Source organism: Dermacoccus nishinomiyaensis (assembly GCF_900447535.1).
GTDB lineage: Bacteria > Actinomycetota > Actinomycetes > Actinomycetales > Dermatophilaceae > Dermacoccus > Dermacoccus nishinomiyaensis.
On sequence record NZ_UFXX01000001.1, the window covers coordinates 735,135 to 748,649 of the forward strand.

At 69.3% G+C, this 13,515-nt stretch carries 9 protein-coding genes; 1 reads left to right on the top strand and 8 read right to left on the bottom strand.

The genetic code is table 11. From position 1 onward, the window contains the following. Positions 1–32 precede the first annotated feature (32 nt). The 7 genes from DYE07_RS03535 to DYE07_RS03565 form a co-directional block, all read right to left on the bottom strand. Entirely contained in the window at positions 33–1,286 is a 1,254-nt protein-coding gene (locus DYE07_RS03535; RefSeq protein WP_083603914.1) for a DUF445 domain-containing protein, read from the bottom strand. 167 nt (positions 1,287–1,453) lie between these two features. After that, positions 1,454–2,764 (bottom strand): McrC family protein, encoded by a 1,311-nt coding sequence (locus DYE07_RS03540; protein WP_115296359.1) that lies wholly within the window; start codon positions 2,762–2,764, stop codon positions 1,454–1,456. Beyond that, positions 2,761–5,601: an AAA family ATPase gene (locus DYE07_RS03545; protein WP_115296360.1), complete on the bottom strand. Its 2,841-nt coding sequence runs from the start codon at positions 5,599–5,601 to the stop codon at positions 2,761–2,763. The genes DYE07_RS03540 and DYE07_RS03545 overlap by 4 nt, the downstream gene beginning before the upstream one ends. A 301-nt stretch (positions 5,602–5,902) precedes the next feature. Beyond that, entirely contained in the window at positions 5,903–7,099 is a 1,197-nt protein-coding gene (gene serA / locus DYE07_RS03550; RefSeq protein WP_115297068.1) for a phosphoglycerate dehydrogenase, read from the bottom strand. 163 nt (positions 7,100–7,262) lie between these two features. Beyond that, positions 7,263–10,190, bottom strand: a complete 2,928-nt coding sequence (locus DYE07_RS03555; protein WP_006946589.1) for a vitamin B12-dependent ribonucleotide reductase — start codon at positions 10,188–10,190, stop codon at positions 7,263–7,265. A gap of 80 nt (positions 10,191–10,270) precedes the next feature. Continuing rightward, the gene (gene nrdR, locus DYE07_RS03560; RefSeq protein ID WP_006946570.1) at positions 10,271–10,729 is read right to left on the bottom strand and encodes a transcriptional regulator NrdR; all 459 of its coding nucleotides are present in this window, start codon (positions 10,727–10,729) and stop codon (positions 10,271–10,273) included. A gap of 311 nt (positions 10,730–11,040) precedes the next feature. Next, positions 11,041–11,469, bottom strand: coding sequence for a LysM peptidoglycan-binding domain-containing protein (locus tag DYE07_RS03565; RefSeq protein ID WP_131940810.1), 429 nt, complete (start codon positions 11,467–11,469; stop codon positions 11,041–11,043). A gap of 337 nt (positions 11,470–11,806) precedes the next feature. Here DYE07_RS03565 and lexA point away from each other — a divergent pair, with 337 nt between their 5' ends. Further along, complete coding sequence (lexA, locus tag DYE07_RS03570; protein ID WP_006946650.1) at positions 11,807–12,523, top strand: transcriptional repressor LexA; 717 nt, start codon at positions 11,807–11,809, stop codon at positions 12,521–12,523. A 90-nt stretch (positions 12,524–12,613) separates the two neighbouring features. Here the strand turns inward: lexA and DYE07_RS03575 are convergent, their stop codons facing one another. After that, positions 12,614–13,447, bottom strand: a complete 834-nt coding sequence (locus tag DYE07_RS03575; protein WP_115296361.1) for a Sir2 family NAD-dependent protein deacetylase — start codon at positions 13,445–13,447, stop codon at positions 12,614–12,616. Positions 13,448–13,515 lie beyond the last annotated feature (68 nt).

Genomic DNA, 13,515 nt, shown 5'->3' on the forward strand with positions numbered 1-13,515 from the left:
GCGCGTTCGGGCAGGGCCCAGCGCCCCCGCCGTCAGGGCAGGAGCTGGCTGAGCGTGTAGATGAGGAGGCCGACGAGGCCGCCGACGACGGTGCCGTTGATGCGGATGAACTGCAGGTCGCGCCCGACGAACGACTCGATGCGCTCGGAGGCGTCCTGCGCGTCCCAGCGCTCGACCGTCGAGGAGATGAGGGCCGTGATCTCGTGGCCGTAGCCCTCGACGCCGGCGGCTGCGACGTCCTCGAGGCGACGTTCGAGGCTCGCGTGGAGCGCGTCCTCGGTGCGGATGCGCTGCGCGAGCGCCCGCAGGTGGTGGACCATCCGCGCCCGCAGCTCGCCGTCGGGATCCATGAGAGCGTCACCGAGCATCCGACGCACCGACGACCACACGTTCAGGGCCGCGTCGGCGACGCTGGGGTGGGTGAGGAAGCGCTGCTTGAGGTTCTCCGCCTGCTGCTGGGTCTTCTCGTCGTGCTGCAGGTCGTGCGCGGCGCGAGCGAGGAACGCGTCGATCGCGCGACGCATCGCGTGATCAGGTGTGTCGCGCACCTCCGCGAGCCACTTGACGATCTCGAGGTGGATGCGGTCGACGACGGCGTCGTCGAGCCACTGCGGCGACCACCACGGCGCCTTCGCCCCGACGATGCGCGTCACCGCATCCTTGTTCTCGCTCACCCAGACGTGCATCTCGGTGATGCAGACGTCGACGAACCCGTGGTGCGTGCCGTCCGCGACGACCCCTTCGAGCAGGTGCCCGGCGAGTTCGCCGATGGGCTCGCGCTGCAGACGCGGGATGAGGACGGCGTCGAGGAAGTGGCGCACCTCGTCCTCGTCGAGGCTCTCGAGCGCCTTGTTGAGCTGCGGGGTGATCTGGGCGACGAGCCGCTCGGCCTGACCGGGGCGCTCGACCCAGGCCGCGACGCGTCGCGGGACGTCGACGCCGCGGATGCGCTCACGCACGAGATCGGGGGTGAGGAAGTTGGAGGCGACGAACTCCTCGAGGCTCTTGCCCAGCTGATCCTTGCGCGTCGGGATGATGGCCGTGTGCGGCACCTTGAGACCGAGGGGGTGACGGAACAGCGCGGTCACCGCGAACCAGTCGGCGACGGCACCGACCATCGCAGCCTCGGCCGCCGCGTTGACGTACCCCCACGCCCCGCCATGGCCGTGCGTGAGGATGTAGATGACGGCCGCGAGGACGAGCAGCCCCGTCGCCACGAGGCGCATGCGACGCAGCGCAGCACGGCGCTCGAGATCGGCGGGGGCCAGGTTCATCGTCGTGGACACGCCGCCACGATAGTCGGGCTCTCGCTCGCGCACCGCCTCGACGGCACCGGGTTTCGCTCAGGGCGCACTGCGGACGCCGGTGCGTGGCGGCCGCGGGGTGACGTGCGCGGCGTCTCGGGTGACAGGAGACGCAGGGGGCGTGCGCAGCCGCAGGAGCTCGGCGCCCGTCACCCGCACAGACGCCGCACGTGCGCCGCGAGATCGTCGAGGCCATCGCTCAGCTCACGCCACGACGCGTCGAGGTCGACGTGCCACGAGTGGACGCTCGCCCGCGTCGCCGGCATCCGGATGCGGCTCGCCGGGCGGCGCCGCGCGTGGGCATAGACGACGAGTGCTGCGTCGAGGTCGAGCGAGGCGGCCTGCACCATGACCGGGAAGAACGCGGCCGCGTCGTTCGCGACGGCGGCGGCCGGGTCGCGAGGAGTCCGCGCGGTGTCGCGACCTCCGCCCGTCATGAGGTGCAGCGGGTCACCCGTGCGGCGGGGCACGTCGTCGTCACCGAGGTGGTAGCGGGTGCCGATGACGAGGCGGGGGCCGCTCGCGTCACGCACGAGGATGTCGGCGGTAGCGCGCAGCGACGCGGCGTCGTCGAGCGCGAGCTCCTCGGCCTGCTCGACGCGATGCGCGGGCCACAACCGCGCCCGCAGCTCGGTGGCGACGAAGCGCAGGAAGACGAGGTCGACGTCGACGAGGAACGCGTTCGCACCGCGCTCACCCGCGTCATGACGGATCGAGAAACCGTCGATCGCGAGACGCGCCAGACCCATCGCGTGCTCGTAGTGCGCATTGAGCCGCGTCAACGGGATCTCGAGCGCCAGCTCCCGCGGATCGGCGTCGGCGACCCCGTCGAACCGCGCGAGCAGCTCGACGGCGAGACGCCGCGTCTGCGGGCTGAGGCCGGGGGCGCCGAGCACGCGGACGACGGCCGCGCGCAGCAGGTGGTTCTCGACGACGTCTGACGTGAACTCCTCGAACCGGCACACCGGGGCGCCGACCGTCCACGGTCTGCGGGCGAGCTGGTCGACGAGCAAGCGGCCCCGCAGCGTCGAACTCTCCTCCTCGCGCGTGCGATACCCGTGCAGCAGCCCGCGGCGGGTCGCCGCCTCGACAGCGCGCAGGACGACAAGCGCCGATCCGTCGAGCAGTTCGCCGTCACCCGCGAAATCGCTCGTCTCACTCCCCCACGCGATCGACGCGTCCTGCCCGCCGAGCATGGCGAAGATCGATGCCATCGGCACGCGCGGCACGATCCGCACCTCGAAACCGGGAACGCTGACCGTGCCGACCCACGACGTCGTCTCGACGACGACGGCCTCCGGATCGGCAGTGGCGAGCAACCTCACCCGATCCGAGCCGACCGAGAACAGGGCGCGACGCGCACTGCTCGGCACGCGGACCGGCTCCGAACGCGAGTGCTCCGCCAGGGTGAGGCGAACGCGCTCGTCCGGCGCGAGGGCGCCGACCGCGAGCGCCGTCATGACCCCTCGGGCGCCGCGTCGTTCGTGGCGCGCGCCGCGTCGTCGTCAGCATGCGCAGCCTGGGCGTGCCGTTCGAGCACGGCCTCCCAGGTGAACGTCGCGAGCACGTCCTCGCGCCCGTAGAGCTGATCCTCGATGAACGGGTAGACGCCGTACTTCCAGATGCGGGCGAGCGCGGCGTCGTCGAGGTCGCGCACCATGAAGTGGCTGTGGCCGATCTGCAGGTGCGGGCCGCGCAGGATCTGACGCAGCTCCTCGTTGACCCGATCGACGACGCCCGCCACCCACACGGGGCCGTTCTCGCGCTCCAGCCAGCGCGCCAGCAGCCCCTCCATCGGGCCTTCGTGCGGCATGAACGGCAGGAAGTGGAAGCGGCGTCGCAGCGCAGCGTCGACGAGGGCGATCGATCGGTCGGCCGTGTTCATCGTGCCGATGAAGTACAGGTTCGAGGGCAGCTGGAAGCCCTCGTCGGGCCGGTAGCTCGTCATGACCGACTGCGAGCGATACTCGAGCAGGAACAGCAGCTCACCGAAGACGCGCGGCAGGTTCGCGCGGTTGATCTCGTCGATGACCATGATGTGCGGCGTCGTCGGGTCGGCCTCGGCGGCCTCGGCCATGAGCGCCAGCGGCCCCTTGCGCAGTTCGTAGACCATTGCGCCAGCGGCGTCGAGACGCGGGCGGAAGCCCTCGAAGAAGTCCTCGTACGACGTGGAAGGGTGGAACTGCACGACGGCGCGCTTCGTCGGGTCGGGCTGCAGGGCCGCCGCGAATCGCTGCGCCATGAACGTCTTGCCCGTCCCGGGCGGACCGTAGAAGATGAGCTGCTTCTTGTCCTGCAGCAACTCGTCGATCTCGCGCAGGAACTCCTCGTCCACGAGCAGATCCGCCGCTGCCTCGGCGACCAGATCTCGTTCGGGGTCGACGCTCGTCTCGCCCTTGCGCAGCAGCCACAGCGCGAACTGCACCTGCCCCCACGGGTCGTTCGGCAACAACGGTTCGAGCTTGCCGCGCAACCGGTCCGCGGCGATGACCTGCAGCCGACCACGCGACAACTCGCGCCGACGCGGCAGGACGACACCGAGCGCCTGCGCGAGAGCGACCTTGCCGTCACGCCCCGTCATCGCGTACACGGGCAGGTAGCGGTGCGGGTGCGCGATCGCCAGGAGCTTCATCGCGACCGCCTCGTCGAGCGAGACCTCATCGGCGCCCTCGGGGTCGATGACCGCGTCGATGCGGTCGGCGTCATCGCCCTCACCCCACAGCAGGTGCGTGACGGAGCGCGCGAGGTTCTCGAGGCCACGCGCATCGAGCGCGGCGAGGCGTGCGTCGAGGACACTGTGCGTGCCCGTCGACCCGTAGGCGCCACCGGCGATGATGCGCTTGAACGTCGCGAGGTCGAACGCGGCGAGCGCCTCCGCTTCGAGCGAGGCCGCGAAGGTGCGGCGCTGCTCGACGTGCCACTGATCGCGCTCCGCCGGGTACGGACGGTCGGCCAGGAAGGCGCGCAGCGCGATGGCGAGCTCCTCGTCGATGCCCTCGACGGGCGCATCGGAGCCGCGCATCGTGTCGACCAGCGGCAGCACGCGGCGGACGGTGTCCTCGACGTCCGCGGCGAAGCTGCGCCGCCCCACCCCGTCGGGGTGCGGGAACCAGCGGCCGACGAACACCTCGCCACCCTCGTACGACGCCCCCGTCGGCGTCAGGCGGTCCGGCGCGCCGGCCGGGCCGAGATGGATGAACTCCAGACCGGCAGGCAGGTTCTGCTCGAGCCGCGAGCCGAGCTCCTCGTGACGTTCGGCGCCCGCCGCGGAATCCCAGCCCGACATCAGCCCGACGGCGATGCCGGAGCTCGTCATCCACACGCGCAGGGCGGGCGCTCCCCCGCTGCTCGCGGGCAGCAGCCACGTCGAGTGCGAATCGCTGCGGTAGGCCGCGCGCGAGGACGCCTCCGTCCGGGTCTGCAGGCTCGTCTCGGCGAGCTTGACGCCGGTGGCGCGCTCGAGCTGCTCGTGCAGGCTGCGCGCGACCAGCGCGGCATGACCGCGCAACTGCAGCGCCAGGGACGCGGCGCGGGCCTCCGACTCGCCGTCTGGATAGCCGACGCCCTGCTCGAAAGTACGGTGCAGTTGCGTCGACTCGGTCGCCAGCGCAGGCAGCGCCGCGCCGAAGCCGACGAACGACGGCTTCTCGCCCAGCGCCGTGACGACGCGCTGCGCCCGGTAGGCGCCGGCGGGGCTGAACGCACGGCACAGCGTCACGAAGTCGACGTAGCGCTCGGCGTGCGTGAGGTGGCGCCCCATCCACCCCAGGGTCGCGAACGCGTCCGCCCCACCAGGCCACAGCACCGGCCAGTCCCCCTGGCCGGAGGTGGCCCACACGAGCGACAGGAACGTCGGCACGCGCGCGAGATCAGGCCCACCGGATCCGATGACGTCCTCGAGACGCGCGATCGACGTGCCCGCCTCGTCGAGCGAGGTCGGGGTGACGAGCACCTTCGCCAGCACGTCCTCGAACTCGCCGAGGCGGTCCTCGCAGTGCGCTACGACGCGCGGCAGCCAGTGTCGCGCGAGCGCGCCGGCCCCGACATATGGGCCCGGCCGCGCGCCCCACTGCGCGAGGGCCTCGGCGAAGCGCTCGATGTCGGGGCGACGGATCATCGCCTCGACGTCAGCCGTCAGTTCGACGTCGCGGGCGTGCGCGAGCGCGTCGAGCTGCTGCCACGACGCGGCGAACGCGGGGTCGGCCTCGACGTGCTCGGCCATGAGGTCGTACGTGCTCCGCCACCGACCCAGATCGGTCTCGCGCTGGCCATCCGCAGCCTCGTCGGACCACGTCATGGGGGCTTGCATCACACCGTCACTCCCGGCACGGCGAACCCTCAGCGAGGGCCGCCGTCACCTGCGTCGAAGGGGGCATTCGGCGACGCGGAGCCTGCGGCTGCGGCGTCGTCGGTTCTGCCGGTCAGTCTAGCCTGCGACGCACCCTTCGGACGGTGTGCGTCCGGTGGCTCAAGAGGACGTCCGAAGGCGCCGGCGCCCACGCGATGGCGCGGGTACGCGCTTCGCGTGGGCGGTTCGTGGGCCGCTGACGCTGCACTCGTACACCGTCGCGGGACGGGTCGCGGCAGGTCGGTGCGGCTCAGCGCACGACGCGCAGCCTGATCGTCTCCGGCATCGCGCGCAGCTGGTCCAGGACGGCGTCGGGCAGCTGGGAGACGACGTCGGTGACGACGTAGCCGGTGTCCGAGGCGGTGTCGAGCATCTGACCCTCGATGTTGACGCCGTGCTCGGCGAGGATGCCGTTCATGCGCGCCAGCGCACCCGGCACGTTCTTGTGGAAATGCACGATGCGGTGCTGACCCGGGCGCTCGGGCAGGTTGAGCGACGGGAGGTTGACGTTGAGCGTCGTCGAACCACGCTGGACGTAGTCGCGCAGCTTCGCGGCGACGAACCGTCCGATGTCCTCCTGCGCCTCCTCCGTCGAGCCGCCGATGTGCGGCGTCAGCACGACGTTGGGGATGCCCTGCAACGGTGAGTCGAACGGATCGCCCTTCTTCTTGGGCTCGGTCGGGAACACGTCGACCGCCGCACCGGCGATGTGACCGGATTCGAGATGCGTCTTGAGCGCGTCGTAGTCGACGACGAAGCCGCGCGAGAGGTTGAGGAACAACGAGCGCGGGCGCATCGCGGCGAACTGCTCGGCGCCGAAGAAACCGGCGTTGCCGGAGCGCCCGTCGACGTGCAGCGTGATGACCTCGGCGATCGACAGCAGCTCCTCGAGCGACGAGCAGCGTGTCGCGTTGCCGAGGGCGAGCTTGTCGTCGGTGTCGTAGAAGTAGACCTGCAGGCCGAGCATCTCCCCGACGACCGACAGCTGCGAGCCGATGTTGCCGTACCCGACGATGCCAAGCTTGCGGCCGCGGATCTCGTGGCTGCCCTTCGCGTCCTTGTGCCACACCCCGTCGTGCAGCGCGCGGTCCTTCTCGCTGAGGCGGCGCGCCATCATGATGATCTCGGCGATGGCAAGTTCAACGACCGAGCGCGTGTTGGAGAACGGTGCGTTGAACACGACGATGCCCCGCCCCGCGGCGTGCGCGAGGTCGATCTGGTTCGTGCCGATGCAGAAGGCCCCGATCGCCTGCAGGTCGGGCGCATTGTCGAGCACGCGCGCGCTCACCTCGGTCTTGGAGCGGATGCCGAGCAGGTCGACGCCCTGCAGCGCCTCGATCAGCTCGTCCTCGTCCATCGCGCCGATGCGCATGTCGACCTCGAAGCCGGCCTCGCGCAGCAGCGCCTCCCCCAGGGGGTGCACGTTCTCGAGCAGCAGTGCCTTCACGGCCGGTTCCTTTCGCTGGCGGTGACGACGACCTGACGCGTCGCTCACATCATGAGACTTCATCGAGGCGATCGCAGGACGATCCATCTCAGCGGGCAAGACGGCAGGCGCCGTCGATGACTCTCGTCACCGGCGACGCCTGCCTTCATGCCTCAGCGAAGCATCAGCTGCAGCCGGAGGTGCTTCCGCAGCCCTCGCACACGTAGCAGCTACCGGCCGGACGCATCTTCGTCCCGCACGTCATGCACATCGGCGCATCCGCGGCGTGACCCTGGAACTTCTCGAGCAGCTCGGTGGAGCTGTGGATCTCGTTGCTCACCTCACGGGCCGAGGCTGCACCCGAGCCCGAGATGACCTCGTCGGCATGCTCCTCCTCCGACGTCGTCGGAGCTGCCGGCGCAGTGGTACCCGCGCGCTCCTGACGGGCCGGGGCGGCCGTCTGCGAGTTCGACTCCGCGTCGAAGCTCTCGTCGTCGCCCTCGCTCGGAGCGTAGGAACCCGTCTCGAGCTGACGCGCACGCTCGGCCGCGGTGTGGATGCCCATGAACGAGCGCGTGTCGAAGTCGAGGTAGTCGAGCGCCAGGCGGCGGAAGACGTAGTCCATGATCGACTGCGCCATGCGCACGTCGGCGTCGTCCGTCATACCGGCCGGCTCGAAGCGCAGGTTCGTGAACTTCTCGACGAACGTCTCGAGTGGCACGCCGTACTGCAGGCCGATGGAGACCGCGATCGAGAACGCGTCCATGACACCGGCGAGCGTCGAACCCTGCTTGCCGAACTTGAGGAACAGCTCGCCGAGGTCACCGTTCTCGTACGTGCCGGCGGTGAGGTAGCCCTCCGCGCCGCCAACGGCGAACGACGTCGTCTGCGACGAGCGACGCTTCGGCAGACGCTTGCGGACCGGACGGTACTCGATGACCTTCTCCGCAGCCGCGGTCTCGGTGCTGGTCGCGGCGGGCTCGGACTTCTTCTCCGCCTTGCCGTCGGACAGCGGCTGGCCGACCTTGCAGTTGTCGCGGTAGACCGCGATGGCCTTGAGGCCGAGCTTCCAGCCCTCGAGGTGCACCTCGGCGATGTCGTCGACGCTCGCGGTCTCGGGCAGGTTGACCGTCTTCGAGATGGCGCCCGACAGGAACGGCTGGCAGGCGGCCATCATGCGCACGTGGCCCATCGGCGAGATGGCGCGCGCACCCATGGCGCAGTCGAAGATCTCGTAGTGCTCGGGCTTGAGACCGGGCGCGTCGATGACGTGGCCCTTCTCGGCGATGTGCTCGACGATCGCCTCGATCTGCTCGTCCTGGTAACCCAGCTTCTTCAGCGCACGCGGGATCGTCTGGTTGACGATCTGCATCGAACCGCCACCGACGAGCTTCTTGAACTTGACGAGCGAGAAGTCGGGCTCGATACCCGTCGTGTCGCAGTCCATCATGAAGCCGATCGTGCCGGTCGGGGCGAGGACGGAGGCCTGCGCGTTACGGAAGCCGTTCTTCTCGCCGAGCGTGACGACGTCGGCCCAGGCCTTCGTGGCGAGGGCGTGGATGTCGCTCGCCATCGCACCCATGTCCTTGTGCGACGACAGCTCGTCGTTGGCCGCGCGGTGCTTGCGCATGACGCGGTTGTGCGCCTGGCTGTTCTGGGCGTAGCCGGCGTAGGGGCCGACGACGGCCGCCATCTCCGCGGAGCGCTTGTAGGCGGCACCCGTGAGCAGCGAGGTGATCGAGGCCGCCAGGGCGCGGCCACCGTCGGAGTCGTAACCGTGGCCCGTCGCCATGAGCAGTGCACCGAGGTTGGCGTACCCGATGCCGAGCTGGCGGTAGTCGACGGTCGTCTTGCCGATCGACTCGGTCGGGAAGTCGGCGAAGCAGATCGAGATGTCCATCGCCGTGATGACGAGTTCGACGACCTTGGCGAACGTCGCCGCGTCGAACGTGTCGTCTTCCTTGAGGAACTTCAGCAGGTTGAGCGAGGCGAGGTTGCAGCTCGAGTTGTCGAGCGACATGTACTCCGAGCACGGGTTCGACGCCGTGATACGGCCCGTCTCGGGGTTCGTGTGCCACGCGTTGATCGTGTCGTCGTACTGCACGCCCGGGTCGGCGCACTCCCACGCGGCCTTGTTGATCTTGTCGAACAGCTCACGCGCATCGACGGTCTCGATGACCTCACCGGTGTCGCGGGCGCGCAGACCGAAGCTGCCGCCGTCGACGACCGCCTGCATGAACTCGTCGTTAACACGAACCGAGTTGTTGGCGTTCTGGTACTGCACGGAGACGATGTCGCGGCCACCGAGGTCCATGTCGAACCCGGCGTCACGCAGCGCGCGGATCTTGTCCTCCTCGCGCGCCTTCGTCTCGATGAACTCCTCGATGTCGGGGTGGTCGACGTCGAGGACGACCATCTTGGCCGCTCGACGCGTCGCGCCACCGGACTTGATCGTGCCGGCCGAGGCGTCGGCGCCGCGCATGAAGGAGACCGGGCCGGATGCGGTGCCGCCCGAGGAGAGCAGCTCCTTGGAGGAGCGGATGCGGGAGAGGTTGAGACCGGCGCCCGAACCACCCTTGAAGATGAAGCCCTCCTCCTTGTACCAGTTGAGGATCGAATCCATCGAGTCCTCGACCGACAGGATGAAGCACGCGCTGACCTGCTGCGGGCTCGCGGTACCGACGTTGAACCAGACGGGCGAGTTGAACGAGAACACCTGGTGCAGCAGGGCGTAGGTGAGCTCGTGCTCGAAGATCTCCGCGTCCTCGTCGGTAGCGAAGTAGCCGTTGTCGCGCCCGGCCTTGGCATAGGTCAGCACGACGCGGTCGATGAGCTGCTTGAGGGAGCTTTCACGCGCGTCGGTGCCGACGGCGCCACGGAAGTACTTGGTCGTGACGATGGTGGAGGCGTTGAGCGACCAGAAGTCGGGGAACTCGACACCCGACTGCTCGAAGATCGTCTCGCCCGTCTTCCAGTTCTGCTGGAGGACGTCCCGCTTCTCCCAGGTGACCTCATCGTACGGGTGCACGCCGGGCGTGGTGAAAATGCGTTCGATCGTGACGCCGCCGGTGCGGCGTCCCGTCTTGGCGCGGGCCTTCGTCGTCTCGGTCATGACCGTGAGCCTCCTGGCAGGTGGGGTGAGCTGGTACGTGAGGGTGATCTGGGGGGCGCGCCCTCGGCAGGCGCGCGGGGTCAGGACGCCGAGGCGGCGTACTGACGCAACTCGCTGACCGCCGTCTCGAAGTCCTCGAGCGATTCGAAGGCCTGGTAGACGGAGGCGAAGCGCAGATACGCGACGTGGTCGAGTTCGCGCAGGGGCCCGAGGATCTCGATGCCCACGTCATGGGCGTCGATCTCGGCGGCGCCCTTCGAGCGAATGGACTCCTCCACCTGCTGGGCGAGAACGGCCAACTGGTCGTCGGTGACCGGGCGGCCCTGGCACGCCTTGCGAACCCCGGACATCACCTTGTCGCGCGAGAACGGCTCGCTGACCCCGGAACGCTTGACGACCGTGAGACTTGCGGTCTCCATCGTCGAGAACCGCTTGCCGCAGTTCGGGCACTGACGGCGCCGCTTGATGCAGGTGCCGTCCTCGCTCGAGCGCGAATCGACGACGCGGGAGTCGGTGTTGCGGCAGAACGGACAGTGCACGTCAAACCTTCCGACGGGGCTGGGAACACTCGGGACGGCGGCGCTCCACCCCGGGATTCCGGCCTCAGAGCGCAGATGCACATCAGCGGAGGAGAATCAACATCTAGGGGGAAGCGGGGGCCAAAGCCCCACATGTAGAGATATTAGGCCCCTGAGACCCGACGCGCAACAGCACCGAGGCCGCGTCTACTCGCCCTGCGCAACCTCGCGACGACCCCCGCCACTCGTGCGCCGCGGAATCCTGCGCCAGCCGGGGGAGGCGACTCACGCCCCCTCGAACCCCCGAACCCGACGATGGCGATCGTCACACTTCACGGTGCGGGGATGATCACCTTCTGGCCGGCCTGCACCTGCGACGAGCCGAGGTTGCTCTCGTGCTCGATCGCGACAACCGCCTGGTCGTTGCGCACGCCCGGCATCTCACGCGCCGCGATCTGCGAAAGCGTCTCCCCCGCGCGAACGGTGACCTCGTGCCGCTGCGTACCGTCGACACCGCTCGCCATCGCCCGGCCCGCGAGGATGGCACCCGCCACGACGACGAGAGCCACGCACACGGCCGTGAAGCGACGACGGGCGAAACGAACGCTCTGAGAGTTCGTGACGACCTGCACCGCGCCACCCGTGGGCACGAGGTGGAGGTGTGAGCGGGATGCCGCAGCGTCGACCCGCGCCACGCGGCGCACGTCGACACCCGAACCCAGCACGGGCTCACGTCGAACTGCAGTACTCGAAGCAACCATCGAAACCACTCCTTCTCTCGGGACACCCCCGAGGCGCCGCCACACCGTCACCGGTGCGGCTTCCTCACGCGACACGGTCAGCCCGGAGGGACCGATCGAACACGCGTGCGATAGAACAACTGTACGACACCCGAACGTGCTTTCGAACGGGGCGCACGGATTTCTTCGTACACATTTTTGAAAACTGTGTGCGACACCGCGTACTGTGGGTGATGTCAGATACACAAGCACCGCGCACCGACAACCCCGTCATGGCGGGCATTTCCGCCCCGCCGGAGGGTGCACGTGTCGCCACCGCGACCACCGACGTGCGACGAGGACCAGGAGGGGTCACACCATGGGTGACGTTCATTCGATGCAGGAGCGCACGCCGGGCAAGCTGACGCCACGCCAGCACAAGGTGCTCACCGTGATCCGACGTTCCGTCGACGAGCGCGGCTACCCCCCGAGCCTGCGTGAGATCGGCGAGGCCGTCGGTCTGACGAGCCCGAGTTCGGTGGCCCATCAGCTCGCCGCACTCGAGCGCAAGGGATACCTGCGCCGCGACCCGAACCGCCCGCGCGCCATGGAGGTCGTCTCCCCGGACTCGGGTGCGGCGACCCGCGGCTACCGCGGCAACGCCGTGTCTGCGCTATCCGAGTCGCAGCACGACGAGACGGGCTCGGGCGACGAGCGACCCACGCCGTCATACGTGCCGGTCGTCGGCCGCATCGCGGCCGGTGGCCCGATCCTCGCCGAGCAGGCCGTCGAGGACGTCTTCCCGCTACCGCGTCAGATCGTCGGTGACGGCGAGCTGTTCCTGCTGCGCGTCGTCGGCGACTCGATGATCGATGCGGCCATCTGCGAGGGCGACTGGGTCGTCGTGCGACGCCAGGCCGACGCCGCCAACGGGGAGATCGTCGCGGCACTGCTCGACTCGGAGGCCACGGTCAAGACGCTGCGCCGCAGCGAGGGCAAGACGTGGCTCATGCCCGCGAACGAGGCCTACTCCCCGATCGACGGCGACCACGCGAGCATCATGGGCAAGGTCACGGCCGTCCTGCGCAGCATCTGAGGCGCTGGCCCCGCCGCGCGGATCGGTCCAGCGTGTGGTTGCAACTCGACTCTCAGCCCCTTCTGCGCCCCGACGTTCGACGCCGAGACGTCAGGACGTCGCGAGGTCGAGCCCCAGCGCGTCGCACACGGCGGTGAGGGTCGGGCCGAGGGGTTCGCGCACGACGAGGTCGACCCGCTCCTCGCCACGCATCGCGCCGAGCCCGACGAGGGCGACCGGCTTCTGCTGCTTGAGGGCGGCGAGCACGAACCGGTAACCCGACATCACCTTGAGCGAACTGCCGAGCACGAGCACGCCCCGGCAGCGTTCCACTGCCCGCATCTGCGCCTCCACGACCTCAGGAGCGACGGACTCACCGAACATGACGACGTCCGGCTTCACCGTCGTGGCCTTGCAGCGCAGGCACGCCGGCACGATGACACCGCGCTCCAGCTCGACCGCGACGTCCGCGTCGCCGTCGGCGAGCAGGCGCGCCTGCGTCGGCAGCTGGGGGTTGAGTTCGCGCAGGCGTACCTGGAAGCCACGGCGCCCTTCCCGCGTCCCGCACGCGACGCAGACGACGTGCTCGAGCGACCCATGCAGCTCGGTGACGTCGCGGGCACCGGCACGCGCATGAAGGCCGTCGACGTTCTGCGTCACGAGGTGATCGACGAGGCCGCCACCCTGCAGTCGCGCCAGCGCGACGTGCCCGACGTTGGGTTCCGCCGCGTCGAAGATCTCCCAGCCGACGGCACTGCGCGCCCAGTACCGTTGACGCGCCTCGTGGGTGGCGAGGAACTGTTGGTATGTCATGGGAACCGTGCGGCGCGTGCCGTCGGGGCGCCGGTAGTCGGGGATGCCGGATTCGGTCGAGATGCCCGCGCCGGTGAGGACGAAGAGCCCTCCCGCGCGCACGAAATCGGTCAGTTCCGCGACGCCGCTCATCGTCCTGCCCCTCCCATAGGTCTGCGTTCGATTGTCTCAACAATGGATAAGAGCACGTTATTCTTGGT